The organism is Modicisalibacter sp. MOD 31.J, from assembly GCF_020147985.1.
Classification (GTDB): Bacteria; Pseudomonadota; Gammaproteobacteria; order Pseudomonadales; family Halomonadaceae; genus Modicisalibacter; species Modicisalibacter coralii.
This window is the reverse complement of sequence record NZ_JAGXFF010000001.1, coordinates 1171568-1197491: the sequence shown is the minus strand read 5'-3', so window position 1 is coordinate 1197491 and position 25924 is coordinate 1171568. Positions and strand designations below refer to the sequence as shown.

The 25924-nt window shown below is 68.0% G+C and carries 29 protein-coding genes and 1 other RNA gene; 6 read left to right on the top strand and 24 right to left on the bottom strand.

Annotation, left to right across the window (positions count from 1 at the left end):
* Position 1 precedes the first annotated feature (1 nt).
* The 7 genes from murF to rsmI all read right to left on the bottom strand — a co-directional run bounded on the left by murF (position 2) and on the right by rsmI (position 7187).
* Positions 2–1369, bottom strand: a complete 1368-nt coding sequence (murF, locus tag KGR00_RS05355; RefSeq protein WP_224417380.1) for a UDP-N-acetylmuramoyl-tripeptide--D-alanyl-D-alanine ligase — start codon at positions 1367–1369, stop codon at positions 2–4.
* Positions 1366–2916 carry a UDP-N-acetylmuramoyl-L-alanyl-D-glutamate--2,6-diaminopimelate ligase gene (locus KGR00_RS05350; RefSeq protein ID WP_224417381.1) on the bottom strand — a complete coding sequence of 517 codons (1551 nt, stop codon included), beginning with the start codon at positions 2914–2916 and terminating at the stop codon, positions 1366–1368. The genes murF and KGR00_RS05350 overlap by 4 nt, the downstream gene beginning before the upstream one ends.
* Entirely contained in the window at positions 2913–4625 is a 1713-nt protein-coding gene (locus KGR00_RS05345; protein ID WP_224417382.1) for a penicillin-binding transpeptidase domain-containing protein, read from the bottom strand. Before KGR00_RS05345 ends, KGR00_RS05350 begins: the two co-directional genes overlap by 4 nt.
* Positions 4622–4945 carry a cell division protein FtsL gene (ftsL, locus tag KGR00_RS05340; RefSeq protein ID WP_129141924.1) on the bottom strand — a complete coding sequence of 108 codons (324 nt, stop codon included), beginning with the start codon at positions 4943–4945 and terminating at the stop codon, positions 4622–4624. The genes KGR00_RS05345 and ftsL overlap by 4 nt, the downstream gene beginning before the upstream one ends.
* Positions 4946–4953: 8 nt before the next feature.
* A complete protein-coding gene (rsmH, locus tag KGR00_RS05335; RefSeq protein WP_129141923.1) occupies positions 4954–5904 on the bottom strand; it encodes a 16S rRNA (cytosine(1402)-N(4))-methyltransferase RsmH in 951 nt (316 codons plus the stop codon).
* Between the two features lie 30 nt (positions 5905–5934).
* Positions 5935–6291, bottom strand: an RNA gene (gene rnpB, locus KGR00_RS05330) — RNase P RNA component class A.
* Positions 6292–6326: 35 nt separating this feature from the next.
* Positions 6327–7187 carry a 16S rRNA (cytidine(1402)-2'-O)-methyltransferase gene (gene rsmI, locus KGR00_RS05325; RefSeq protein ID WP_224417383.1) on the bottom strand — a complete coding sequence of 287 codons (861 nt, stop codon included), beginning with the start codon at positions 7185–7187 and terminating at the stop codon, positions 6327–6329.
* A 122-nt stretch (positions 7188–7309) separates the two neighbouring features.
* On the opposite strand from rsmI, the gene KGR00_RS05320 reads away from it, so the two are divergent.
* Genes KGR00_RS05320 through KGR00_RS05305 form a run of 4 tightly spaced genes read left to right on the top strand, consistent with a single transcriptional unit; the run spans position 7310 to position 10736 of the window.
* Positions 7310–9181: a penicillin-binding protein activator gene (locus KGR00_RS05320; RefSeq protein WP_224417384.1), complete on the top strand. Its 1872-nt coding sequence runs from the start codon at positions 7310–7312 to the stop codon at positions 9179–9181.
* Positions 9168–9536 carry a YraN family protein gene (locus KGR00_RS05315; RefSeq protein WP_129141939.1) on the top strand — a complete coding sequence of 123 codons (369 nt, stop codon included), beginning with the start codon at positions 9168–9170 and terminating at the stop codon, positions 9534–9536. Before KGR00_RS05320 ends, KGR00_RS05315 begins: the two co-directional genes overlap by 14 nt.
* A gap of 22 nt (positions 9537–9558) precedes the next feature.
* On the top strand, positions 9559–10152 hold the full coding sequence (locus KGR00_RS05310) for a phosphoheptose isomerase (RefSeq protein ID WP_129141920.1): 594 nt from the start codon (positions 9559–9561) through the stop codon (positions 10150–10152).
* A 5-nt stretch (positions 10153–10157) separates the two neighbouring features.
* Positions 10158–10736 (top strand): BON domain-containing protein, encoded by a 579-nt coding sequence (locus KGR00_RS05305; protein WP_224417385.1) that lies wholly within the window; start codon positions 10158–10160, stop codon positions 10734–10736.
* Between the two features lie 81 nt (positions 10737–10817).
* Here KGR00_RS05305 and KGR00_RS05300 read toward each other — a convergent pair whose 3' ends face one another.
* From KGR00_RS05300 to zapE, 8 genes are all read right to left on the bottom strand, one after another.
* The gene (locus tag KGR00_RS05300) at positions 10818–11294 is read right to left on the bottom strand and encodes a ClpXP protease specificity-enhancing factor (RefSeq protein ID WP_224417386.1); all 477 of its coding nucleotides are present in this window, start codon (positions 11292–11294) and stop codon (positions 10818–10820) included.
* Between the two features lie 56 nt (positions 11295–11350).
* Positions 11351–11977, bottom strand: a complete 627-nt coding sequence (gene sspA, locus KGR00_RS05295; RefSeq protein WP_129141918.1) for a stringent starvation protein SspA — start codon at positions 11975–11977, stop codon at positions 11351–11353.
* A 99-nt stretch (positions 11978–12076) separates the two neighbouring features.
* Entirely contained in the window at positions 12077–12835 is a 759-nt protein-coding gene (locus tag KGR00_RS05290; RefSeq protein WP_224417387.1) for a cytochrome c1, read from the bottom strand.
* The gene (locus KGR00_RS05285) at positions 12832–14094 is read right to left on the bottom strand and encodes a cytochrome bc complex cytochrome b subunit (RefSeq protein WP_224417388.1); all 1263 of its coding nucleotides are present in this window, start codon (positions 14092–14094) and stop codon (positions 12832–12834) included. The genes KGR00_RS05290 and KGR00_RS05285 overlap by 4 nt, the downstream gene beginning before the upstream one ends.
* Complete coding sequence (gene petA / locus KGR00_RS05280) at positions 14087–14689, bottom strand: ubiquinol-cytochrome c reductase iron-sulfur subunit (RefSeq protein ID WP_224417389.1); 603 nt, start codon at positions 14687–14689, stop codon at positions 14087–14089. The genes KGR00_RS05285 and petA overlap by 8 nt, the downstream gene beginning before the upstream one ends.
* A 175-nt stretch (positions 14690–14864) precedes the next feature.
* Complete coding sequence (gene rpsI / locus KGR00_RS05275) at positions 14865–15254, bottom strand: 30S ribosomal protein S9 (RefSeq protein ID WP_129141914.1); 390 nt, start codon at positions 15252–15254, stop codon at positions 14865–14867.
* 13 nt (positions 15255–15267) lie between these two features.
* Positions 15268–15696 carry a 50S ribosomal protein L13 gene (gene rplM / locus KGR00_RS05270; RefSeq protein ID WP_129141913.1) on the bottom strand — a complete coding sequence of 143 codons (429 nt, stop codon included), beginning with the start codon at positions 15694–15696 and terminating at the stop codon, positions 15268–15270.
* A 147-nt stretch (positions 15697–15843) separates the two neighbouring features.
* Positions 15844–17031, bottom strand: coding sequence for a cell division protein ZapE (gene zapE / locus KGR00_RS05265; protein ID WP_224417390.1), 1188 nt, complete (start codon positions 17029–17031; stop codon positions 15844–15846).
* A gap of 199 nt (positions 17032–17230) precedes the next feature.
* On the opposite strand from zapE, the gene KGR00_RS05260 reads away from it, so the two are divergent.
* Positions 17231–17677 (top strand): DUF1043 family protein, encoded by a 447-nt coding sequence (locus KGR00_RS05260; protein ID WP_224417391.1) that lies wholly within the window; start codon positions 17231–17233, stop codon positions 17675–17677.
* Between the two features lie 24 nt (positions 17678–17701).
* Here KGR00_RS05260 and KGR00_RS05255 read toward each other — a convergent pair whose 3' ends face one another.
* The gene (locus KGR00_RS05255) at positions 17702–18460 is read right to left on the bottom strand and encodes a Nif3-like dinuclear metal center hexameric protein (protein ID WP_224417392.1); all 759 of its coding nucleotides are present in this window, start codon (positions 18458–18460) and stop codon (positions 17702–17704) included.
* A gap of 112 nt (positions 18461–18572) precedes the next feature.
* Between KGR00_RS05255 and KGR00_RS05250 the strand changes: the two genes are divergently transcribed.
* A complete protein-coding gene (locus tag KGR00_RS05250; RefSeq protein WP_224417393.1) occupies positions 18573–19808 on the top strand; it encodes a Do family serine endopeptidase in 1236 nt (411 codons plus the stop codon).
* Positions 19809–19865: 57 nt separating this feature from the next.
* On the opposite strand, the gene hisD is transcribed toward KGR00_RS05250, so the two are convergent.
* From hisD to mlaE, 8 genes are all read right to left on the bottom strand, one after another.
* Positions 19866–21194: a histidinol dehydrogenase gene (hisD, locus tag KGR00_RS05245; protein ID WP_224417394.1), complete on the bottom strand. Its 1329-nt coding sequence runs from the start codon at positions 21192–21194 to the stop codon at positions 19866–19868.
* A 41-nt stretch (positions 21195–21235) separates the two neighbouring features.
* The gene (hisG, locus tag KGR00_RS05240) at positions 21236–21889 is read right to left on the bottom strand and encodes an ATP phosphoribosyltransferase (RefSeq protein ID WP_129141906.1); all 654 of its coding nucleotides are present in this window, start codon (positions 21887–21889) and stop codon (positions 21236–21238) included.
* Positions 21890–21963: 74 nt separating this feature from the next.
* Complete coding sequence (murA, locus tag KGR00_RS05235) at positions 21964–23229, bottom strand: UDP-N-acetylglucosamine 1-carboxyvinyltransferase (protein ID WP_129141905.1); 1266 nt, start codon at positions 23227–23229, stop codon at positions 21964–21966.
* A 9-nt stretch (positions 23230–23238) separates the two neighbouring features.
* Positions 23239–23496, bottom strand: coding sequence for a BolA family protein (locus tag KGR00_RS05230; protein ID WP_224417395.1), 258 nt, complete (start codon positions 23494–23496; stop codon positions 23239–23241).
* Positions 23497–23613: 117 nt separating this feature from the next.
* Positions 23614–23955, bottom strand: coding sequence for an STAS domain-containing protein (locus KGR00_RS05225; RefSeq protein ID WP_224417396.1), 342 nt, complete (start codon positions 23953–23955; stop codon positions 23614–23616).
* The gene (locus tag KGR00_RS05220) at positions 23952–24623 is read right to left on the bottom strand and encodes an ABC transporter substrate-binding protein (RefSeq protein ID WP_224417397.1); all 672 of its coding nucleotides are present in this window, start codon (positions 24621–24623) and stop codon (positions 23952–23954) included. Before KGR00_RS05220 ends, KGR00_RS05225 begins: the two co-directional genes overlap by 4 nt.
* A gap of 16 nt (positions 24624–24639) precedes the next feature.
* Entirely contained in the window at positions 24640–25104 is a 465-nt protein-coding gene (gene mlaD, locus KGR00_RS05215) for an outer membrane lipid asymmetry maintenance protein MlaD (RefSeq protein ID WP_224417398.1), read from the bottom strand.
* Positions 25101–25883, bottom strand: a complete 783-nt coding sequence (gene mlaE, locus KGR00_RS05210; protein ID WP_224419806.1) for a lipid asymmetry maintenance ABC transporter permease subunit MlaE — start codon at positions 25881–25883, stop codon at positions 25101–25103. The genes mlaD and mlaE overlap by 4 nt, the downstream gene beginning before the upstream one ends.
* Positions 25884–25924 lie beyond the last annotated feature (41 nt).

Sequence of the window (25924 nt, the reverse complement as noted above, 5' to 3'; positions counted from 1 at the left end):
ATCACCTTGGTGCATCCGCGCGCAGCTCGGCGATGAGTCGTTCCATCCCGGCACTGCGCGACCCCTTGACCAGCACGCTGGCCCCGGGTGGCAGATGGTCGTGGGCATGGCGCAGCAGCGCCTCCCAATCCGTGAAATGACAGCCGGGTTCGCCGAAGGCCCGAGCCGCCGGCTCGGCTTCGGCACCCAGCGTGCCGAGAAAATCGATACCCAGGTCGCGCGCGTGACGGCCGACCTCGGCATGCAGGGCTGCGGAGGCCCCGCCCAGTTCGCCCATCGCGCCCAGGAAGCACCAGCGCGGTGCCGGCAGTTCGGCGAGCACCGCAAGCGCCGCCTTCACGGCCCCCGGGTTGGCGTTATAGGTATCGTCCAGCAAGCGGCGCCCCTGCTTGCCCGGGGTCAGCGACAAGCGCCCCGAGAGCGCCGATGCCTCGGCCAGACCGGCGAGCACGTCCGTCTCGGCCAAGCCCAGGGCGAGGGCCGCCGCCGCCGCCGCCAGGGCATTGGCGACGTTGTGGCGCCCCATCAGTGACAGCGACACACGGCCCAGCGTGCGCCCGTCATGCACAAGCGAGAAAGCATACCGCCCCAGCGAATCGCAGACCAGATCGACAGCGTTGACCCGTGCCGGTTGCTCGAGGGCAAAGTCCATCACCTCGCGCTCGCCGGCGAGACGTCGCCAGAAGGGATAGAAGGCGTCGTCGCGGTTGAGCACCGCAGTTCCCGACGCCGGCAGCCCGGCGAGGATCTCCGCCTTGGCCTGGGCGATCTGCCCCAGGCCGCCGAACTCGCCGATGTGCGCACCGGTGACGTTGGTGATCACCGCCACCTGGGGGCGAGCCAGGGCCGTCGTCCAGGCGATCTCGCCGAGGTGATTGGCTCCCAGCTCGATCACCGCCTGTCGATGCGCCTCGCTCAGCCCCAGCAGCGTCAGCGGCACGCCGATGTCGTTGTTGAAGTTGCCGCGGGTCGCCAGCGTCTCGCCCCGGCGGCGCAACAGCGCCGCGAGCATCTCCTTGACGGTGGTCTTGCCGCTGTTGCCGGTCACCGCGGCCAGCGGCCCCTGCCAGGCATCGCGCCGCGCCTTGGCGAGAACCCCCAGTGCCAGGCGGGTATCGGCCACCTCGATCTGCGTCAGCGGGTCGTCGACGCGCCGCGAGACAACCGCGGCCGCGGCCCCCGCCTCGCGCGCCGCCGCCAGGAAGTCGTGACCGTCGAAGCGCTCGCCGCTCAGCGCCACGAACAGGTCGTTCTCGCCCAGCGCCCGGGTATCGGTGTTCACCGCGGCGATCGGCTGGTCCGATACCGGCGCCGACGCACCCAGCAGCGCCGCCACCTCGGCGAGCGAGGCAAGGCCACAGGGGGTCATGTCGCCGCCCCGCGCTGCGCCAGGGCCGCCTCGGCGCGGGCCCGGTCGGAGAACGGCCAGCGCTTGCCGGCGATCTCCTGGTAATCCTCGTGACCCTTGCCGGCGATCAGGATGACATCGTCAGGGCCAGCCTCGGCCACCGCACGCTCGATCGCCGCGCCACGGCCGTCGATGCACCAGGCTCGCTCTCGTGCCGACGCATTCATGCCGTCGAGTATCTGCCGGCGAATGGCCGCGGGCTCCTCGCTGCGCGGGTTGTCGTCGGTGACCACGCAGCGGTCGGCGACCGCCCCGGCGGCGTCGCCCATCAGCGCGCGCTTGCCGGTGTCGCGGTCGCCGCCGCAACCGAACAGGCACCACAGGCGACCCGGGGCGGGGGACGTCGCGTCACCGGGCAGATGGGCGCGCAGCGCCTCGAGGGCATGACGCAACGCCTCGGGGGTATGGGCGTAATCGACCACCACCGTCGGCGCCCCCGGCCGGCTCACGCGTTGCATGCGCCCCGGCACCGGCGCCAGGGAGGCGGCCGCGTCGCACAGTGCGTCGAGGTCTTCACCCAGGCCCAGCAGGGTGGCCATGGCCAGCAGCACGTTGTCCAGATTGAAGCGCCCCATCAGCGCCAGCTCCAGCGCCCGTTCGTCGTCCGGGGTGGCAATCAGCGCCCGCTGGCCGTCGGCATGGGGCAGCCAGTCGAGCACGCGCAGCGTGGTCGACTCGGCCTCGCCGGCCGCCAGCACGCGAACCCCCGCAGGCAGCCCCGCCAGCATCAACGGCGCCAGCGGATCGTCGCCGTTGACCACCGCCAGTTCGAGCTCGGGGCGCCGGAACAGGCGCGCCTTGGCGGCGGCGTAGGCGGCCATGCTGCCGTGGTAGTCGAGATGGTCGCGGGTCAGGTTGGTGAAGACCGCGGCGCGCAGCGTCGCACCGGCGAGCCGGTCCTGGTCGAGGGCGTGCGAGGAGACCTCGAGCGCCACCCGCTCGACGCCATCGGCTGCCATCGCGCCCAAGGCCGCCTGCAGTTCCAGCGCGCCCGGGGTGGTCTGGCCGCTGTCGACGAGCGCGCCGGGCCGCCCCCAGCCCAGCGTGCCGACGACGCCGGCCGGCCGGCCCAGTGCCTCGGACAGCGCGGCGAGGTAATGGGTGACCGAACTCTTGCCGTTGGTGCCGGTCACCCCGATCAGCGACAGCGTCTCGGGAACGGCGAACAGGGCCCGTCCCAGCGCGCCGAGGGAGTGGCGCAGCTCCGGTAGCCAGACGACGCGCGCCGCGTCGTGTCCCGGCACCTCGGCGAACGCCTCGCGCCCATCGGCATCGGCGAGCACCCACTCGGCGCCGGCGGCCAGGGCGTCGGCGATGAAGCGACGTCCGTCGCTGGCCACGCCGGGCACGGCGATGAAGACCGCCGGGTGCGGGCAACGCCCGATCTCGCGGCTGTCGCGGCTCAGGCACAGCGGGGCATCGTCGCCCAGCGCGGCATCGGGCAGGGAGCACGTGGGCCACAGCGAGGTCACGGCCTCGGCGAGACGCGCCCGTTGGGTGGTGATCACTGGAGGGCCTCCTTCTTGTCGGGCAGGACATCGAGCAGGCGCAGCGCCTTGCCGACCACGCGGGAAAAGACCGGGGCGGCGACCAGGCCGCCGTAGTACTCCTGCCCCTTGGCATTGTCGATCATCACCACGGTGACGATGCGCGGGTCGGACACCGGGGCGATGCCGGCGAACAGCGAGCGGTAGGCGGTGGTCTGGTAGCCGGAGCTTTCCACCTTGCGCACCGTGCCGGTCTTGCCGGCGATCCGGTAGCCGGGAACCATCGCCCGCGAGCCGCCGGCATCGGGCTGAACGATGTGCTCCATCATGCCCAGCAGCTCGTGCGCCACCTTGGGCTTGATGACCGGCTTGCCCCGGGGCGGATCGGCGACCTTGAGCAGCGACGGCGACAGTTCGCGACCGTCATTGGCAATCGCCGTGTAGGCGGTCGCCAGTTGCAGGGCCGACACCGCCACCCCGTAGCCGTAGGCCATGGTCGCCCGCTTGCTGTCCGACCAGTTGTAGGGGGCCGGCAGGCTGCCTTCCGCCTCGCCCGGGAAGCCGGTGCCCGGCGCCTGTCCCAGTCCCAGCGCCTGATAACGATTCCAGATGGTGTCGTCGTCGAGCTGCAGCGCGATGCGGGTCATGCCGATGTTCGACGAGTGCAGCAGGATCCCGGCCGGCTTGAGCTTGCCGTAGTTGCGGAAGTCGTTGATGGTGTAACCGTCGACCCGCATGTAGCCGGGCGAGGTATCGATCACCGTGTCCGGCGAGATCTTGGCGGTCTCCAGCGCCGCCGACATCGCCAGCGGCTTCATCACCGAGCCGGGCTCGAAGGCATCGGTGATGGCCTGGTTGCGCAGCCCGTCGACATCGATGTCGGTGCGGTTGTTGGGGTTGTACGAGGGCGCGTTGGCCATCGCCAGGACCTCGCCGGTGTGCGCGTCCATCATCACCAGCGTGCCGCCGTCGGCGTGATGTTCGTCGACCGCCGCCTTGAGTTCGCGGTAGGCCATGTACTGCAAGCGCAGGTCGATCGACAGGGTCAGGTCGCCGCCCGGCTTGGCCTCCTTGATCAGATGCAGATCGCGCACCAGACGCCCCTTGCGGTCCTTGAGCACGCGCCGCTTGCCCGGCTCGCCGGTGAGATAGCCGTTGTAGGCGAGCTCCATCCCCTCCTGACCGCGATCGTCGACGTTGGTCACGCCGACCAGCTGCGCGGTGACCTCGCCGGAGGGATAGTAGCGCTTGTATTCGTGCTGCTCGTAGACACCGGGCAGATGCAGGTCGACGATCTTCTGCGCCGCGGCGGGCGTCATTCGCCGACGCAGGTACATGAACTCGTGATCGGCATAGCGCGCGATGCGCGCATTGAGGGCGTCGAGATCGACGCCCAGCGCCTTGGCCAGCACCAGGCGCTGGATGTCGTCCTCGGGCAGCTCCTGGGGGTTGGCCCAGAGACTCACCACCGGGGTCGAGATCGCCAGCGGATCGCCGTTGCGGTCGGTGATCATGCCGCGGTGGGCATCGATCGACTCGACGCGCAGGGTGCGGGCATCGCCCTGGCCCTGGAGGAAGCTGCGATCGAGCACGTTGAGATCGAAGATGCGCCCCACCAGCACCGCCAGGGCACACAGCACCACCCCCACCATGAAGCGATAGCGCCCCGAGCCCATCGGGGCCATCTCGGCACGCGACGGCGACGGTTGCGGACCTCGCGCCTGCGTCATGGTCGGATCACCTCGATATGACTGACATCCGGCACGCGCATCTCGAGCCGCTCGGCGGCGAGACGCTCGATACGCGAGGGGGCCGACCAGGTACTCTCCTCGAGCAGCAACCGCCCCCATTCGGTCTGCAGCTTGTCCTGCTGGGTCTCGAGACGCTGCAGACGCGCATACTGCACGCGGGTGAGATGGGCGCTGGCGATCACTCCCAGGGCGCTGACCAGCACCAACAGGATCAGCAGCGCCACCAGCCATTGACGCCACCCCGGGCGCCAGGCTGCCGGCCGGCCCGGCGCTGTCTTGTCGGCACCTGCCTGAGTCATGGCGATCCTCAAACGAGTTTGCGGGCGGCTCGCATCACGGCGCTGCGGGCACGGGGATTCTCCGCGATTTCGTCCTCGCCCGGGCGCCGGGCCTTGCCCAGCGTTTCCAGGCGACGCCGCAACTGATCATCCCGGATCGGCATGCCGCGTGGCAAATGGGTATCGCCACGGGCCTGATCGCGCATGAAACGCTTGACGCGGCGATCCTCCAGCGAATGAAAACTGATCACCACCAGATGCCCGCCGGGGGCCAGGGCCTCGAGCGCCGCCTCCAGGGCGGCATCGAGCTCCTCGAGCTCGCGATTGACATGGATGCGCAGGGCCTGGAAGGCCCGGGTCGCCGGATGCTTGCCCTTCTCCCAGGCCGGGTGAGCGGCCTTGAGCAGCTCGGCGAGCTCGCCGGTGCGCGTCACCGGCGACTCGCGGCGGCGCTCGACGATGGCCCGCGCCATGCGCCGGGCAAAGCGCTCCTCGCCGTAGGTCTTGAAGATCCGCGCGATCTCCTGCTCGCCGGCATGTGCCAGCCAGTCGGCGGCACTCTCGCCGGAGGTGGGATCCATGCGCATGTCCAGCGGCCCGTCGCGCAGGAAGCTGAAACCGCGCTCGGGATCGTCGAGCTGCGGCGACGACACCCCGACGTCGAGCAGCACGCCGGCCAGCCGGCCGTGCACGCCCTGCTCGCGGGCAACCTCGCCGAGCCGGCTGAAGGGGCTCGCGTGAATCGAGAAGCGTGGATCGTCGATGCGCCCGGCCTCGGCCAGCGCCGCCGGATCGCGATCGATGGCCAGCAGACGACCCGCCGGGGCGAGGCGTTCGAGAATCGCCCGGGAGTGGCCGCCGCGGCCGAAGGTGCCGTCGAGATAACAGCCCTCGGGATCGTTGAACAACGCATCGATGGCCCCCTCGAGCAGTACGCTGGCATGGCGATAGGGGGTCGAGGAGGCAGAGCGATGCGGCATGCGATACTCGAAGGCCAAATGTGGAAAGAGGTTGGGAGCCGGCCGGTAAGCCGGGTTCTGTCGCGGACAGTCATTCATCTAGGCCCAGCGTCGCCACTGGGCTCAAGCAACCTACCCGCCCCCACTGCGGGCCACAGCGTCGGGGGCCTATTCGGTCTTGCTCCGGGTGGGGTTTACCGTGCCACGCACTGTTGCCAGGCGCGCGGTGCGCTCTTACCGCACCCTTTCACCCTTGCCGGCAGCTTGCGCTGCTTAGGCGGTCTACTCTCTGCTGCACTTTCCGTCGGCTCGCGCCGCCCAGGGGTTACCTGGCACCCTGCCCTATGGAGCCCGGACTTTCCTCCCCCGGGGTCCGAAAACCCCGGCGGCGACTGTCTGGCCGGCTCCCAAGCGCGCAAGAATAGCAGCGCGGCACGAGCCCCTCAACCGTCGGCCTTGAGCGACAGGGCGAGGTCGTACCAGGCCTTCTTGCGCCCGCCCAGCAACTTGGCGGTCACCGCGGCGGCCTGCTTGACGCCGACCCCTTCGCCGAGCATCGCCGCGAGCACCCGACGCCCCTCGGCCTCGGCGCCGTCAGTATCGGCATCGGTCTGCTCGGCCCCCTCGACCATCACCACAAACTCGCCGCGCGCCTGATCGGGATCGGCTTCCAGCGTCTCGAGCAGGGTATCGGCGCTGCCGTCGAGGAAGGTCTCGAAGGTCTTGGTCAGTTCCCGGGCGAGCACCAGACGCCGGTCGCCGAAGACGGCCGCCAGATCCGAGAGGGTATCGCGGATACGGTGCGGCGATTCGTAGAACACCAGCGTCTCGTCGCGGGTCACCAGCGCCTCGAGCCGGGCGCGTCGCGCCCCGCTTCGGGCCGGCAGGAAGCCGGCGAACAGGAAACGGTCGGTCGGCAGGCCCGAGGCCGAGAGCGCCGCAACCAGCGCACAGGCGCCCGGGACGGGGACCACCCGCGCGCCGCGTTCGCGCAAGGCGCGGACCAGCACGAAACCGGGATCGGAGATCAAGGGCGTGCCCGCGTCGCTGATCAGGGCGACGTCCTCGCCCGCCTCGAGCCTGGCGAACAGCGGTGCGACGCGACTCGCCTCGTTGTGCTCGTGGAGCGACAGCATCGGACAGTCGATGCTCAGATGGCGTAACAGTCGCGACGAGTGCCGGGTGTCCTCGGCGGCGATCAGCGCCACCGAGGCGAGAACGTCACGCGCTCGGGCGGAAAGGTCGCCGAGGTTACCAATCGGCGTGGCCACCACGTACAATGTGCCTTTGCTAGACTCGGTCATGTGTCGTTATCCGAACGTCGTAAGTCATGATCCGCTGCCAGGATGGCACTCGAGTGGCAGACGGCGTGAGCGGCACAGCCGACACTTGGCCGGACTTCGCCTGATACAAGGAATCGAGACGTATGGACAAAACGCTGCGACGCCTGTGCGGCGCCGGCCTTGTCGCACTGCTGATGTCCGGCTGTGCGGGTCAACCCTCCCCGATGGAAGGCGTGCGCGGCGGCCCGGAGCCCGCCGAACTGCTGACCCGGGCCCAGAACCAGAGCGCCTCCGAGGCCGCCCGAACCCGGCTGCAGGCCGCCGACATCCTAGCACGGCGCGGCGATACGGCGCAGGCGCTCGAGGTCGCCGGCGGGATCGACGCGACCCAGCTCGACGCCCAGACGCGGGTCCAGTGGGCGCTGCTGCTCTCGCAACTGGGGCTCGACCAGGAAGACGGCTGGAGCGTGATCCAGGCCACCGCGGTGCTCGACGGCGACGTGTCGATGACCCGCGACCAGACCCTGACCCTGCGCTATCGCCGCGCCCAGGCCCAGGGCCTGATCGGCGAGCCACAGGCCGCCGCCAAGGCGCTGATCGCGCTGCAGCGCGACGACGCCCCCTTCGAGCTCAACGACGCCATCTGGCGCCAGCTCTCGCGCCTGCGCGGCCCGGCACTCGACGGCGTCGACCAGGGCGACAGCCTGTCGCGTGGCTGGGTCGAACTGGTCAAGCTGCAGCGCCGCAACGGCGGCGACATCGCCAAGCTGTTCGCGCGCCTCGATCAGTGGCGTTCGAGCTACCCCAATCACCCCGCCGCCCGCCGCCTGCCCGGCGACCTGCGCGCCCTGCGCGAGCTGCGGGGGCAGGACGTGCGGCACATCGCCGTGTTCCTGCCCGAGACCGGGCCACTGGCCAACGTCGCCAGCGCGCTGCGCAAGGGCATCGAAACCCGCCACATGAACGCCCTCGACCAGGGCGAACAGACGCCCCAGCTGACCTTCTACGATTCCAGCGGGGCCAACCTCGACACCCTCTATGCCCAGGCGACCCTGGATGGCGCCCAGGTGGTGCTCGGCCCGCTGGACAAGGACAAGGTCTCGCAACTCGAACAGCGCGACAGCGTGCCGCTGCCGACCCTGGCCCTGAATTACGGCGTGGCCCCCACCAATCGCGCCGACGGGCTCTTTCAGTACGGCCTCTCGGCGGAAGACGAGGCCCGTCAGGTGGCCCGTCGGGCGCGCCTGGACGGCCATCAGCGGGCCGGCATGCTGACGCCCGACAACGACTGGGGCAGCCGCGTCGGCGCCGCCTTCCGCGACGCCTGGCGCCAGCAGGGCGGCCAGGTCGCCAGCGAGGTCCACTACGACCCCGAGGGCTCGGTGGCCAACGCCGTGCAGCGCCTGCTCGATACCCGCGGCAAGCGGGCCCGCAACGACCTCGACATGCTCTTCTTGCTGGCGCTGCCGCCCTTTGCCCGCCAGGTACCGCCGACACTCGAGTTCTACTACGCGAAGGATCTGCCGATCTACGCCACCTCGCATCTCTACGAGGGGCACCCGCAGCCACGCCTCGACCACGACCTGAACGGCGTGCAGTTCGTCGAGATCCCCTGGCAGATACCCGAAGCCGCGGTCGGCGGTGCCGACGCCCTGCCCTACTACGCCAGCTACCGGGAACTCCACGACGGCAGCGATCCGGCGCTGTTCAAGCTCGAGGCGATGGGTGTCGACGCCTTCGAACTGGCCCGTCGGCTGCCCGTGCTCGAAGCCGTGTCCGGCATCGAGATCTTCGGGGCGACCGGCACGCTGAGCGCCGCCGACGACGGACGCATTCACCGCCAGTTGCCCTGGGCCCAGTTCACCGGCGGCGTTCCGCAACCGCCCATGCACCAGGTCGCTGCGCCCGGGCCCGCGGCGCCGGCCTCGTCCACGGAGGATACGAACGAGACCGACGATACCGTCACCCGTCCACTCGACTCGGCGCAGCCGCCCCGTGCCACTGTTTCGCCCTGAGAGCGCCCGCCGGCGCGGCGCCGAGATCGAAGGGGCCACGGCACAGTGGCTGGAGTCCCGCGGGCTCGAATGCGTCGCGCGCAACCAGCACGCCAAGGGCGGCGAGCTCGATCTGGTGATGCGCGATGGCGAGACCCTGGTGTTCGTCGAGGTACGCCATCGTGCCGACGCCCGTCACGGCCATCCGCTCGAGACCATCACTGCCGCCAAGCAGCGCCGCCTGATCAAGGCCGCGCGTTTTTATCTCCAACGCAACGGATTATCATGTCCGTGCCGCTTCGATGTGGTCGGCGTCACCGGCACTCCACCCGATCTGGAGTTCACCTGGATACACGCCGCCTTCGAGGCGTACTGATCGCTACCGGACCCGAATCGACATGGATTTTCAATCGCGCATTCTCGGCCACTTCAACGACAGTATCGACACCAAGACCTATGCCAGCGAAGTGCTGCCGCCTTTCATCGAAGTCGCCAGCCAGATGATGGTCCAGTGCCTGATCCACGAGGGCAAGATCCTCGCCTGCGGCAACGGCGGGAGTGCCGGCGACAGCCAGCATTTCTCGTCGGAGCTGCTCAACCGCTTCGAGCGCGAACGGCCGAGCCTGCCCGCCCTGGCGCTGACCACCGATACCTCGACGCTGACCTCGATCGCCAACGACTACACCTACAATGAAGTGTTCTCCAAGCAGGTCCGCGCGCTGGGCCAGCCCGGCGACATCCTGCTGGCGATCTCGACCAGCGGCAATTCCGCGAACGTCGTCCAGGCCATTCAGGCGGCTCACGACCGCGACATGGCGGTGGTCGCCCTGACCGGACGCGACGGCGGCAACATGGCATCCCTGCTGGGCCAGGACGATTGCGAGATCCGTGTGCCCGCCACGACGACCGCACGCATTCAGGAGGTCCACCTGCTGGTCATCCATTGCCTGTGCGACCTGATCGACGAACAACTTTTCGGCAGCAGCGAGTAATCACGATGATGAAGAAGACAGTGCTAACTCCGGCCCTACTGGCCTTCGCCCTCGGTCTCGGCGGTTGCAGCGTCATCAACAGCGTGGCCACCCCGGCCCCGCAGGGCGAGGACTACAGCACCCGCACGCCGGGCATGAAGGTCGAGGACGAGACCATCGAGTCCAAGATCCAGGAAACCATGGGGCAGACCGATGCCCGCCTGACCGACGCCCGGGTCGGCGTCAACAGCTACAACGGCATCGTGCTGCTGTTCGGCCAGGTACCCAGCCAGGAGCTCAAGGACGAGGCCGAGTCGATCGCCCAGAACACCCGTCAGGTACGCCAGGTCTACAACGAGCTGACCGTGGCCGCCAACCTGCCCATGGGCCAGCGCATGAAGGACAACTGGCTGGAGACCCGCGCCCAGACCGAACTGGCCGCCAACGAGGACATCGACTCACGGCACGTCGAGGTGATCTGCGAGAACGCCACTCTCTATCTGATGGGCATGGTGACCCACGACGAGGCCCAGCGGATCGTCAATCAGGTCTCCGACATCGGCGGCGTGCAGCGCATCGTCAAGATCTTCGAATACGTCGACTGAACCCACCCTCCAGGGTTCGGAAACGACGAAGCGGGCGCCCCGAGGCGCCCGCTTCGTATCGCGATGACCGGCTGACGCCGCTTACTTGATGACCCTTAGGGAGGGGCGCCCCTTCTTCTTGCCGCCCTCGGGGTCGTCGTCCCCCGACGTCTCGTCGCTGGCGTCGGCGTTGCCGTCGACGCTCTCCAGGCTCGGCCGGGCCTCGTCGCTCGTCGTGTCTTCCTCGGGTGCCGGCTCGCCCGGCATCACCGGCTCGTGACCGAACACCATCCCCACGCCGTTCTCGCGGGCGTAGAGGGCGATCAGCGCCTCGCAGGGCACGATCACCTGCATGGGCTGGCCGCCGAAGCGGGCGTTGAAGGTAATCGCGTCGTTGGCCATGTTCAACTCGCGGACCGCGCTGGGCGCGACATTGAGCACGATCTGGCCATTCTGCACGAACTGACCCGGCACCTGAACGCCCTCGCGCTCGGCGTCGACGACGATATAGGGCGTGTGATCGTTGTCGAGCAACCACTCGTACAAGGCGCGGGCCAGGTAGGGACGGCTGGAGTGCATGCACGGACCCCCTCGGTAAAGCGCGGCCGGCGTCAGTGGCGGCCGCGACGGTGAATTCAGGTGCGCATCTCGCGCTCGGTCTCGGTCAGCGAGGCCTTGAAGGCGTCACGCGAGAACAGGCGCTCCATGTAGCTCATCAGCGGCTTGACCTGCTTTTCCGGCAGTTCGATGCCCAACGCCGGCAGGCGCCAGAGCAACGGGGCGATGCAGCAGTCGACCAGCGAGAACTCCTCGCTCATGAAGAACGGCATGTCCTCGAAGATGGGGGTGATACCGACGATGCTCTCGCGCAGCTCCTTGCGGGCCCGGTCCACCTCCTTCTTGTTGCCGGCGACGATCTCCTCGACCAGCGGACACCACTCGCGCTCGATGCGATGCATCCACAGGCGGCTCTGGGCGCGCGCCACCGGGTAGACCGGCAACAGCGGCGGATGCGGGAAGCGCTCGTCGAGATACTCCATCATCACCTTGGATTCGTAGAGCACCAGCTCACGATCCAGGAGTGTCGGCACGCTGTTATAGGGGTTGAGATCCGCCAGCTCGGCGGGACGGTTGTCCTCGTCGGCTTCGATGATGTCCACGGCGACACCCTTCTCGGCCAGCACGATACGCACGCGATGACTGTAATGATCATCGCTGCCGGAGTAGAAGGTCATGGACGACCGCTTGGCCACTACACCCATGTAACAGTTCCTCGCATCAGTTCGAGCCCGAATGATAACACGACAAACCGCGACCGAGAGACCGTTTAGCGCACTCGCGCCGACCCGCCGATGGCACCATCAGTGGACATCGCGCCAGTACTCGCGCTTGAGCAGATAGGCGATCAGGGCGAAGACGGCGAGGAAGATCAATACGCGCGGCGCGATCGCCTCGGCCTGCAGCCGCGCCGGCTCGCCGACGTAGGCCAGGAAGTTGGTCAGGTCCCACATCGCCCGGTCGAACGCCGCCGATGACAGCCTCCCCGGGGTCACGATCTCGAGCGTCCGGCACGACCGATGATGGCCCGGATCGCGGCCCCCACCAGCCCGCCCGGCGTCTTCGCAGACCGGTTCCTGAACGCCCTGCAGGGGCTCCAGGACGTTGGGCATCGCCACTCCCGGAAACACCGTATTGTTGACGCCCCACGGCCGCTCGGGGTCGCGATAGAAGCTGCGCAGGTAGGTGTAGATCCAGTCGGTCCCGCGCAGGCGCGCCTCGAGCGTCAGGTCGGGCGGCGCCACCCCGAACCAGGCCTCGCCGTCATCAGGCGCCATGCCGGTACGGATGGGGTCGTTGAAGTCCAGCGATTCGGGGAAGATCAGGTTCTTCTCGAGCCGATCGCGGGGGATCCCCAGATCGCGGGCGGCGCGACTGAAGCGCTGGTACTGCAGGGAGTGGCATCCGGCGCATTCATCGATGAACAGCACCATTCCGCGTTGCAACGAGGCCTTGTCGTGCAGGTCGGGCGTCATCGCATCGAGCGCCGCCCCGCCGTCTTCCGCCGCCCAGCCGACAAGTGGCAACAGGGCCAGGAGCCAGGCAAACAGATGGCGCCTCATCGTCCCGTCACCCTGTCGGGCAAGGGCCGCGTCGCCTCGAGGCGGGTATAGAACGGCATGGCGAGGAAAAAGGCGAAATACCCCCCCGTGCATACCTGCGCGATCACGGTGCGCACGCCGGTGGGCGGCATCGTGCCCAGCACGCCGAGGGTCACGAAGGCCACGACGAACACGGTCAACATGATCCGCGAAACCCGGCCCTTGTAGCGCATCGAGCGCACCGGACTGCGATCCAGCCACGGCAGCACGAAGAGAATCGCGATCGCCAGCCCCATCGTCACCACGCCCCAGAACGTCGAGTCCAGGCCCAGCAGGTCGAAGGTCACCGCCCGCAACATGGCGTAGAACGGCGTGAAGTACCACACCGGGGCGATGTGCGCGGGTGTCTCCAGGGCGTTGGCAGGTGCGAAGTTGGGCGACTCGAGAAAGTAGCCGCCGCCTTCGGGAAAGTAGAACACCACGGTGCAGAACACGCACAGGAAGACCGCGACGCCGACCAGGTCCTTCACCGTGTAGTAGGGGTGAAAGGGAATGCCGTCGAGCGGTTTGCCCTGCGCGTCGGTGCGGGCCTTGATCTCGATGCCGTCGGGGTTGTTCGAGCCCACTTCGTGCAGGGCCACCAGATGCAGGGCCACCAGGCCGAGAATCCCGATCGGCAGCGCCACCACGTGCAGGGCGAAGAAGCGGTTGAGGGTGACCCCCGAGACCAGATAGTCGCCGCGGATCCACTGCGCCAGGTCGGGGCCGATGCCGGGGATCGCCGAAAACAGCGAGATGATCACCTGCGCGCCCCAGTACGACATCTGCCCCCAGGGCAACAGATAGCCCATGAAGGCCTCCGCCATCAGCGCCAGGTAGAGGGCCATGCCGAACAGCCAGATCAGTTCCCGCGGCGCCTTGTAGGAGCCGTAGAGCAACCCGCGAAACATGTGCAGATAGATCACCACGAAGAACGCCGAGGCCCCGGTGGAGTGCAGGTAGCGGATCAACCAGCCGTAGTCCACGTCGCGCATGATGTACTCGATCGACGCGAACGCCCCCTCCGCCGTCGGCGTATAGCTCATGGTCAGCCAGATGCCGGTGAGCAGCTGATTGGCCAGCACCAGCAGTGCCAGCGAGCCGAAGACGTACCAGACGTTGAGGTTCTTCGGCACGTAATAGCGACTGAGATGATGCTGCCACAGCCGCGACGCCGGGAAGCGCTTATCCACCCAGCGCATCAGCGCGCGCCGCGACCTGGCGCGATCGGGATCAGCCATCGGCCACCTCCGGGTCCTCGCCGATCACGACGACGCTGTCGCGCTCGTAACGGTGCGGCGGCACCTCCAGGTTCAAGGGCGCCGGGACGTTGGTGAAGACCCGCCCGGCGAGGTCGAACTTGGAACCATGACAGGGGCAGAAATACCCGCCCGGCCAGTCGCTGCCGAAGGCCGGCTGGCCAGGCTCGGGACGGTAGACCGGCGAGCAGCCCAGGTGCGTGCAGATCCCCACCAGCACCCCGATCTCGGGCTTGATCGCGCGCAGCGGCCCGTCGGCGTAGGGCGGCTGTTGAGGCGCCCGTGACTCGGGGTCACGCAAGCGGTCGGGATCGAAGCCACGCGTGCGCTCGATCATCGCCGGCGTGCGGTGAACGAGCCACACCGGACGCCCGCGCCACGCCACGGTGACCTGCTGGCCGGGCGCCAGCTTGGTGATGTCGACCCGCACCGGGGCACCCGCCGCCAGGGCCCGGGCGCTGGGCTGCCAGGAGGCCACGAAAGGCACCGCCGCGCCCATGGCCCCCACCGCCCCCATCACGCCGGTCGCGCCGACCAGAAAGCGTCGCCGCCCCCGGTTCACCCGCCGCTCCGTCATTGTCGACTCCTTCCCCTGTTGCCTCCCCGATCACTGGCACCATGCGCCCCCGGGACAAGTGAACGGCACGGCCAGGTCATGCACAACCCGTGTGCCTCGCCCCATTCTACCCCGACAACGAAAAACGCCCAGGCTCGACGAGCCTGGGCGTTTCGCGGCAGGAGCCGGCGTCGCGTTAACGCTTGGAGAACTGCGGACGACGACGTGCCTTGCGCAGACCCACCTTCTTGCGCTCGACTTCGCGCGCGTCGCGGGTCACATAGCCGGCTTCACGCAGCGGCTTGCGGAATTCTTCGTTGTAGCTGATCAGCGCCCGGGTGATACCGTGGCGAATCGCGCCGGCCTGGGCCGAACCGCCGCCGCCGGCGACCGTGATGTAGGCGTCGAACTGCTCGCCGGTCTGGGTCAGCTCGAGCGGCTGACGCACCACCATCTGTGCGGTGACGCGACCGAAGTACTCGCCCAGCTCGCGGTTGTTGACGGTGATCTTGCCGGTGCCCGGCTTGAGGAATACGCGGGCCGTGGAGGTCTTGCGACGACCGGTACCGTAATACTGCTGTGACATGGCGTAATATCCCTTAGATGTTCAGTTCTTGCGGCTGCTGCGCGGCGTGCGGATGCTCGGCACCGGCATAGACCTTGAGCTTGGTGTACATGGCACGACCCAGCGGACCCTTCGGCAGCATGCCCTTGACGGCGGCTTCGATGACACGCTCCGGCGCGTAGTCGATCATCTGCTCGAAGTTCATGGAGCGCAGGCCGCCCGGATAACCGGTGTGGCGGTAGTAGTTCTTCGCCTGGGCCTTGTTGCCGGTCACGCGAACCTTCTCGGCGTTGACCACGACGATGTAGTCGCCGGTGTCGACGTGCGGCGTGTATTCGGGCTTGTGCTTGCCACGCAGGCGGCGAGCGATTTCGGTGGCCAGTCGGCCGAGCGTCTTGTCCGCGGCGTCGACGACATACCAGTCGCGCTTGACGGACTGCGGCTTAGCACTGAACGTCTTCATGGATTGAATCACCAATTGCTGTATTGGGCCTCGCGCGTGAGCGCTCGACCATCCCTATTTTTCTTGGTTGCCGTCGCCCACGGGCGCGACAACGTTCGAGCGAGCGCGCATTGTACATGCTCTGCCCGCTCAGGTTAAGAGCCATTATCACGGTTTGTGGGCCAGCGCCAGGTACTCCCGCGACTGCATCTCCTGGAGCCGCGACAGGGTGCGTTCGAACTCGAAGGTCAGGCTGCCTTCCGGGTACAGCGACTCGATGGGCACCGCCGCCGACATCAGCAGCTTCACCCCCCGGTCGTAGAACTCGTCGACCAGATTGATGAAGCGCCGCGCCTGGTCCTCGCTGGTCCGCCCCATCTGCGGCACGTCGGCCAACAGCACGGTGTGGAATTCGCGGGCCAGCTCGATGTAGTCGTTCTGGCTGCGCGGCCCGTCACAGAGCGTGGCAAAATCGAACCACACGACGTCCTCGTACAGCCGCCGCGCGGTGAGCACGCGGTGATTGATCTCGATGGGCACGTCACTTTCGCCCTCGGCCCCGGCGACCTCGCGAAAGCTGCGCGCCAGATGGCGTTCGGCCTCGTCGCCCAGCGGCGTATGGAAGAGGGTCACGTGCTCGAGCGCGCGCAGCCGGTAGTCGATCCCCGAATCGACGTTGACCACCTCGCAGTGACGCTCGAGCAGATCGATCGCCGGCAGGAATCGGGCCCGCTGCAGGCCATCCTTGTACAGCTCCCCGGGGACGATGTTGGAGGTGGCGACCAGCACCACGCCCCGGGCGAACAGCGCCTCGAGAAGATTGGCGAGAATCATCGCATCGGTGATGTCCTTGACGAAGAACTCGTCGAAGCAGATGACCCGGGCCTCGCTGGCGAACTTGCCGGCGATCAGGGTCAGCGGATTCTTCTCGCCCTTGTAGTGCTCGAGTTCGTTGTGGACGCGCTGCATGAAGCGATGGAAATGCGTGCGCATCTTGTCCGGGAACGGCAGTGTCTCGTAGAAGGTGTCGACCAGGTAGGTCTTGCCGCGCCCCACCCCACCCCAGAAGTAGAGCCCCCGAACATCGGGCACCTCGGCCCGCGGCGGCGTTTCCTCCCGCTTGCCGAACAACCGCGCGACCCGCGATTTCAGGCCGTGGTCCGCACTCGCCGGCGCCAGCGCGCGGCGCGGGGTGTTGATCAGCTCGTCATGCAGGCGCTGGAGATGCTCGACGGCGCGCTCCTGCGCGGCATCGTACTGGAAACCCTCGCGCTGCAGGTCGGCACGATAGCGCTCGAGCGGCGTGCGCGTCCCGGCAGCCTGGCCGGCGGATGAAGTCGATGTGGGCGCTGACATGAGCGTCGAAAGATCCTCGGGCTGCGATCGATGAGCCGGCCATTATACGCACCGGGGGCGTTTCTCGCATGGGCCCGGGTCGCATGCGTTGACCGCGATCCAGCCCTGCCCCGTATAATGAACCCGCCCGGGCGCCCAGCCGCGCCCGAGGGTTGCCATCGTCGCCGGCGTGGCAGTGAGAGCAAACAAGGGGAACGACGTGTACCAAGGTAACATCGACTGGATCCTGGCCATCGCCAGCTTTCTAGCCGGCATCGGCGTCGGCGCACTGGGCTACCATCTGCTCAACGCCAACGTCGCGCGCAATCAGAAGACGCGCCAGCGCCTGGCCGAGACCGAACTGGAACTCAACCAGATGAAGGGCAGCCTCAACGACCATTTCGCCCGGGCCGCCGATCTCGTCACCAGCATCCAGCGCCAGAGCCACGAGCTCGAGCAGCAACTCGCCCAGGGCGCCGAGCGTCTCTGCGACGATCAGCAGCTCAAGCGCCGCCTCGCCGGTCAGGGCGACACCACCAGCGACGACGAGTCGTCGCCCGCCACCCCACGCGACTATGCGGACGACGGCCGCGGCACCCTCTCCGAGGATTTCGGCCTGCAGCGCAAGCACGAGACCACCACCACCGAGCCCCCGGTTCGCTACTGATCCCGGCGCCCCGTGGGCGCCGGCTCATGCCGGATTGTCGATGTCCACGAAGCGGTGCTCAATGCCCAGCTCCTCGGCGAGCCTCGCCCCCAGCGCCTGAACGCCGTAACGCTCGGTGGCGTGGTGGCCGGCCGCGAAGTAGCTGATGCCCATCTCGCGGGCCTGATGCGTGGTCCGCTCGGAGATCTCGCCGGAGATGAAGGCGTCCGCGCCGGCCTCGGCGGCCGAGGCGATCATGTCCTGGGCGCCCCCCGTGCACCAGGCGATTCGCCGGATCGCCCGCTCGTGGCCCTGCACGGTGGTCGGCGCCCGTCCCAGCACGGCCTCCAGATGCCGCGCCATGGCTGGCGTGTCCCGCGGTTCGGCGGGCTCGCCCAGCCAGAGCAGGCCCTCGCCGAGTTCGCCGTCGGCACAGGCCGTCGCCCGCAGCCCCAGCCTGTCGCCGAGACAGGCGTTGTTGCCCAGCGTGGCGTGGGCGTCGAGCGGCAGATGATAGGCCAGCAGATTGATGTCGTGCCTGAGGAGCGTGGCCAGGCGACGCTGTTTCATGCCGGTGATCGCCACCGGCTCGTTCTTCCAGAAGTAGCCGTGGTGGACGAGGATCAGGTCGGCCTCCCAGGCCACCGCCTCGTCGAGCAGCGCCTGACAGGCCGTGACCCCGCTGAGCACGCGCTGCACCCGCTCGCGCCCGGCGACCTGTAGCCCGTTGAGGGTGTAGTCCTTGAAGCGATCCGGGTGGAGCAGTTGCGTACAGGCCTCGACCAGCCGGTCACGTGCGATCATGGTTCCTCCAGGCATTCGGCCAGTGGCAGTGATACAATGCCGCCATTGTAATGGCTGCACCCGTCGGCTTCGAGAAACGCGGCGCTGGCGGCCCCTGTTTCAAGGATTCTTCATGCGTCGCTTCGTGATGCCCCTCGTCTGGCCGGTGATCACCGGTGTGCTGCTGGCCATCGTCCTGCTCCACGAGTTTCCGCAACTGCTCGGCACCCCGTCGTCCTCGCCATCCGCGACGAAAGAGACCAAGAGCGACACGCGCGATCCCGCCGCCGCGCCGGTCGCCGACGTCGACGTCTCGCGCCCCGCCCCGCAACTGCGCGAGGCCGCCCCCCTGCAGCGCGGCGACGGCCCGGTCAGCTATGCCGACGCCGTCGAGCGGGCCGCTCCGGCAGTGGTCAACGTCTACTCCTCGCGGGTCGTCGAACGCGAACAGCACCCGCTGATGTCCGACCCCTTCTTCCGGCAGTTCTTCGGCGAGAACATGCCACGGCGCCAGCGCCTGCTGTCGAGCCTCGGCTCCGGGGTGATCGTCAGCGAAGAGGGCTACGTACTGACCAACAACCATGTCATCCAGGGCGCCGATCAGATCCAGGTCGCGCTGCGCGACGGCCGTGAAACCCTGGCCACGCTGATCGGCACCGACCCCGAAAGCGACCTGGCGGTGCTCAAGATCGACCTCGACGACCTGCCGGTGATCCGCATGGCCGACTCCGAGCGCATCGCGGTGGGCGACATCAGTCTGGCGATCGGCAATCCCTTCGGGGTTGGCCAGACCGTGACCATGGGCATCATCAGCGCCACCGGCCGCAACCACCTGGGCCTGTCCGCCTACGAGGATTTCATCCAGACCGACGCGGCGATCAACCCCGGCAATTCCGGTGGCGCCCTGGTCAATGCCGACGGTGCCCTGGAGGGCATCAACACCGCGATCTTCTCGCGTTCGGGAGGCTCCCAGGGTATCGGCTTCGCCATCCCCACCAATCTCGCCCGGGAGATTCTCAAGCAGATCATCCAGCATGGCCGGGTGATCCGCGGCTGGCTGGGCATCGAGGTGCAGGAGATCACCGCCAATCTGGCCACCTCGTTCGGTCTCAAGGCAGCCCAGGGCGTGGTGATCTCCAGCGTGTTTCCCGGTGGGCCGGGGGACAAGGCGGGCCTGCAACCCGGCGACGTGATGACCTCCATCGACGGCAAGCCGATCATCGATCCCCGTGCGGCCATGGCCGACATCGCCGAGGTCAAGCCCGGCGCCAGCCTGCCGGTGACGATCATCCGCGGTGGCGAACGCAAGCAGGTCGATATCCAGGTCGGCGAACGGCCGACGCCGGGCAGCCCCGGCAATCCCGCCTGACACGAAAACGCCGGGCCCGGGCCCGGCGTTGCGATCACCACACACCCTGCCTGCCGATCAGGTCTTCGGCGCGATGCGGTTCTCCGCGGAGCGCGCGTGGGCGGTCAGCGATTCGCCGCGTGCCAGCACCGAGGCCGTGCGCCCCAGCGCCGACGCCCCCTCGGCGGAACAGTGGATGATCGACGAGCGCTTCTGGAAGTCGTAGACGCCCAGCGGCGACGAGAAACGCGCGGTGCCGGAGGTGGGCAGCACGTGATTGGGGCCGGCGCAGTAATCGCCCAGCGCCTCGGCGGTGTAGCGTCCCATGAATATCGCCCCGGCGTGACGCACCTGCGGCAGCAACGCGTCGGGATCCTCGACCGACAGCTCGAGGTGTTCCGGGGCGATGCGATTGACCAGCGCCAGGGCCTCGTCGCGATCCCGGCAGCGGATCAAGGCGCCGCGCGACTCCAGCGAGGCACGCACGATCGGCGCACGCTCCAGGGTCGGCAACAGCCGCTCGATCGCCGCCTCGACGGCATCCAGGTGGGCGTCGTCCCAGCTCAGCAGTATCGCCTGGGCGTCCTCGTCGTGTTCGGCCTGGGAAAACAGGTCCATCGCCAGCCACTCGGGATCGGTGCCGCCGTCGGAGACCACCAGGATCTCGGACGGCCCGGCGATCATGTCGATGCCCACCTGGCCGAATACCGCCCGCTTGGCGGTGGCGACGTAGATGTTGCCCGGACCGACGATCTTGTCGACCCGCGGCACGCTCTCGGTGCCGTAGGCCAGCGCCGCCACCGCCTGGGCGCCGCCCAGGGTGAAGACCTTGTCGACCCCGGCCAGGTGCGCCGCGGCGAGAACCAGTTCGTTGACCACGCCATCCGGCGTCGGTACCACCATGACGATCTCGCGCACCCCGGCGACATGCGCCGGGATCGCGTTCATCAGCACCGACGAGGGATAGGCGGCCTTGCCGCCCGGCACATAGATGCCGGCGCGGTCCAGCGGCGTGATCTGCTGGCCCAGCACGCTGCCGTCGGCCTCGGTGTAGCGCCACGATTCGGGCTTCTGATGCTGATGGTAGGTGCGGATGCGCTCGGCGGCATGGCTCAGCGCCTCGCGCTGCTCGTCGGGCAGCCCGGCATAGGCCTCGGCCAGGCGTTCGGCGCTGAGGGTCAGCGCCGCCATGTCGCTCACCGACAGACGGTCCAGGCGGCCGGTCAGCTCGACCAGCGCGGCATCGCCGCGTTCGCGCACGGCGGCGATGATCTCCGCCACCCGCTGCTGGACCTCGGCATCGGAGACGCCCTCCCAGTCCAGCAGCGCCCCCAGCAACGCCTCGAAGTCGGCATCGCGGGTGTCCAGGCGTGGCATGGTGAAATTCGGTACTGCACTCTCGGCCATCGTGGCGGGTCCTCTCATGACGAACCGTTGGCGGCGCTGGCTCAACCGGCGGGCGTGGCGCTGCGCGCCGTCACGGCACTGCGCAGGCGCTCGATCAACGGCTTCAGGTGCTCGTGCTTCATGGTCATCGCGGCCTTGTTGACCACCAGCCGGGTGCTGATCTCGGCGATCAACTCACGGGGTTCCATGCCGTTGGCCCGCAGGGTGTTGCCGGTATCGACGATGTCGACGATCTCATCGGCCAGGTTCATCAGCGGGGCCAGCTCCATGGCGCCATAGAGCTTGATCACCTCGGCCTGGATGCCCTGCTCGGCATAGTAGCGCCGCGCGACATTGACGAACTTGGTCGCCACCCGGCGCCGTGCCTGTACCGGCGGCGCGCCGACCACGCCGGCGGTCATCAGCCGGCAGCGAGCGATCTCCAGGTCCAGCGGCTCGTAGAGCCCCTCGGCCCCGTGCTCGAGCAGCACGTCCTTGCCGGCCACGCCCAGGTCGGCGGCGCCCATCTGCACATAGGTGGGCACGTCGGTGGCCCGGATCACCACCAGCTTGACGTTGGCCAGATTGGTATCGAACAACAGCTTGCGGCTCTTGCCCAGGTCCTCGACCGGCTCGATGCCGGCGTCGGCGAGCAGCGGCAGGGTTTCCTCGAGAATTCGGCCCTTCGACAGGGCGACGATCAATTGCTTCGACATTGCGACAACCGCGTTTGTTGGGAAGTTCTGACCCGGCTGGCGTCATCGGACGTCAGCCGGGCCGCCCCGCTGCCTCAGTGGCCGGGCACGCGCCGGATCCGGGCACCCAGGAGCTGGAGCTTCTCCTCGATGCACTCGTAGCCGCGATCGATGTGATAGATACGATCGACCAGCGTCTCGCCCTCGGCGATCATCGCCGCCACCACCAGGCTGGCCGAGGCGCGCAGGTCGGTGGCCATCACCGGCGCCCCCGACAGCCGCTCGACGCCGGTCACCACCGCGGTGTTGCCCTCCAGGGCGATGTCCGCCCCCATCCGCTTGAGCTCCTGGACGTGCATGAAGCGGTTCTCGAAGATCGTCTCGACGACGCGACCGGTGCCCTGGGCGACGCTGTTGAGCGCCACGAACTGGGCCTGCATGTCGGTGGGGAACGCCGGATAGGGCGCGGTGCGCACGCTGACCGCGCGCGGCCGGCGCCCCTGCATGTCGAGCTCGATCCAGTCCGCTTCATGGCGAACCATGCCGCCGGCCTCCTCGAGCTTGGCGAGTACCGCCTCGAGGATATCGGCACGGGTGTTGCGCACCCGCACGTGGCCGCCGGTGGCCGCCGCGGCGACCAGGAAGGTGCCGGTCTCGATGCGGTCGGGCATCACCTCGTAGTGACAACCGTGCAACCGCTCGACGCCCTCGACGACGATGGTGTCGGTGCCGTGTCCGCGAATCCTGGCGCCCATCTTGATCAGGCACTCGGCCAGATCCACCACCTCGGGCTCGCGGGCGGCATTCTCGAGCAGCGTCGTGCCCTCGGCCAGCGCCGCCGCCATCAGCAGGTTTTCGGTGCCGGTCACCGTCACGGTATCGAAGATGATCGTCGCGCCCGTCAGGCGGCCATCCACCCGCGCGCGAATGTAGCCATTCTCGACGCGAATGTCGGCGCCCATCGCCTTGAGCCCCTGAATGTGCAGGTCGACGGGGCGGGTGCCGATGGCGCAGCCGCCGGGCAGCGAGACATCGGCCTTGCCGAAGTGCGCCAGCAGCGGACCGAGCACCAGGATCGAGGCGCGCATCTTCTTGACCAGCTCGTAGGGCGCATGGCTGTCGCGAACCTGGGAACCATCCAGCTGGATGGTCATCTTTTCACCCATCACCGGCTCGACGCCCATGTGGGCGAGCAACTCCAGCGTGGTGGTGATGTCCTGCAGGTGCGGCAGGTTGCCGATGGTGACGGGCTCGTCGGCGAGCAGCGTGGCCGCCAGGATCGGCAATGCCGAGTTCTTGGCCCCGCTCGCCCAGACCTCACCCTCGAGCGGGCCATTGCCGGTGATGATCAGCTTGTCCATGCGTGGAGGTCACTCAGTGCGGGGGTTCTCGGGCGCCGCCTGCCATTGCGTCGGCGTGTAGGTCTTGATGCTCACGGCGTGCAACGCGCCGCTGGCGATCTCCTCGGAGAGCGCCGAGTAGATCAGTTGCTGACGCTTGACCGGGCCGAGTCCGTCGAAGACATCGCCCACGGCGACGACCTGGAAGTTGCAGCCTTCGCCCTGGATATGGAACTCGCAACCGTCGATGCGCGCTTCGAGCAGCTCCTTGACGTCGTTGGGTTGCATGGGTCGTGACGACTCCTGTCGAAAGAATGGGGCCCGTCACCGGATGCCGGCAACGGGCTCAGGATCAATGACCGCCCATGGTAATGAAAAGCGCCGTCGATGGCGATGGGAAAGCCGTCAGGTGGGCTTCTCGAGGTGGGGAAAGAGCAGATCCAGGCCGGCCATGTCGGTCAGCCTCGCCAGTGGCACCGAGAGCCGCACCGTCGTCACCTCGAGCTGCTGTCGCCTGGCACAGCGCAGCCACTCGAGAACGACACTGATCGCCGCGCTGCTGACCCGGCTGACGCCGCACAGATCGAAGCACACCGCACTGCCCGACGGGCGCGTCTCCAGCCACTCGCAGCCCCGGGCGGCGAGCGCCGCGGCGACCTCGAAGTCGGCATCGCCGCTGGCGGCCAGGGTGGCGCTCTCCTCGTCGACCTCGAGGCGCGCCTCGGGCTGGTCGAGGAGCCGTTTCACCCCTGACTCCCCTTTTCCAGCTCCTCGGTCCCCACGTTCGGCGACCAGCCGTCGATCACCGCGTCGTAATCGCGGTTGTTATCGCGCATCGCCTGATCGAACTGGTTGCGGAACGTCAGCCCCAGGTTGATGCCGTTGACGATCACGTTGACGACCTTCCACTGACCGTCGTCGAGCCGCAGCGTGTAGCTCACCGGATAGACCTTGCCATCCTCGGCGACCACTTCCATGTCGACGCTCGCCTGATCGTCGTAGCGGCCGCCCGAGCCATCGAGCACGCGCAGGTCGCGATAGTCGAAGGTCACCAGCCCCTTGGCGTAGGTATCGATCAGCGTCTGGCGGAAGGTATCGGCGAACCGCGAGCGCTGCGCCGGGGTGGCAGCGCGGAAATAGCGCCCCATCACGCTGGCGGCGATGTAGTGGAAGTCGGCGATGTCCTTGAGACTGTTGTCGACCAGCGATTCCAGCTCGCCGGGATGCTGGGCGTAGTAGTCCTTGCGCCCCTCGATCTTGCCCATCAGCTCGTTGACGCTGTTGCGGATCAACTGCTCGGGGCTCTGCTGGGGCGTCTGCGCGGCCAACGTCACACCCGACGCCAGCAGACTCAGCAGCAACAGGCTCATGGCCAGAAAGCGCCCCATCCCGGAAAAGCGTTTGACTGTCATCATCGATGGCCTCCGCGCATCATTTCTTCACCATGTTCGACACGAACTGCTGAATCAGCTCCTCGAGCACCAGCGCCTGCTGGGTGTCGCGGATCGTGTCGCCGTCCTTGAGGGTGTCCGGGTCGCCGCCGAGCGACAGCCCGACGTACTGCTCGCCGAGCAGCCCGGCGGTGAGTATCGCCGCCGTGCTGTCGCGGGGGACCTTGTCCTCGAGCTTGTCGTCGATCGCCATGGTGACCCGGGCATCGAACCACTTGGGGTCGAGCTCGATGTCCGTCACCCGGCCCACATCGACACCGGCCAAGGTCACCTTGGAGCGCACCTTGAGCCCGCCGATATTGGCGAAATTCGCGTGCAGCGTGAAGGTATCGCCGCTCACCCCGGTCCCCAGGCCACTGACACGCAGCCCCAGGAACACCAGCCCCAGGATACCGGCCAGCATGAACAGACCGACCCCGAATTCCATGATCTTGCTGCGTTTCATCCGATCTCTCCAAACATGATCGCCGTGAGCACGAAGTCGAGCCCGAGTATCGCCAGCGAGGCATACACCACCGTGCGGGTGGTCGCCCGGGAGATGCCCTCGGAGGTGGGCACCAGGTCGTAGCCCTGGAAGACCGCGATCCAGGTCACCACCAGCGCGAAGACCAGGCTCTTGACCAGGCCGTTGCCGACATCGGTGACGAAGCCCACGCTGTCCTGCATGTTGCTCCAGTAGGATCCGTCGAAGACGCCCAGCCACTTCACGCCCACCAGATAACCGCCCCAGATGCCCACCACACTGAAGCCGATGGTCAACAGCGGCAACGAGACGAACCCCGCCCACAACCGGGGCGCGATCACCCGGCGCAGCGGATCGACGCCGATCATCTCCATGCTGGTGAGCTGCTCGGTCGCCTTCATCAGGCCGATCTCGGCGGTCAGCGCCGAACCGGCACGCCCGGCAAATAGCAGCGCCGCGACCACCGGCGCCAGCTCACGCAACAGCGACAGCGCGACCATCTGCCCCAGCGCGTCCTCGGCGCCGAAGTCGACCAGGATGGTGTAGCCCTGCAAGGCCAGCACCATGCCGATGAATAGCCCCGAGACCAGCACGATGGCCAGCGACATCACGCCCACGAAGTGCATCTGACGCAACCACAGCCGCCAGCCCTCCCGCGAAGGAATGCCGACACAGGACAGGAACAGGAACATCCCCGCCCGACCCAGGGCATCGATCACGTTCAGCGTCCCGCGCCCCAGCGCGACGACCTGGCGGACCAATGGATTGCGCGGGCGCCAGCGGCGCCCACCGCGTTCACGAC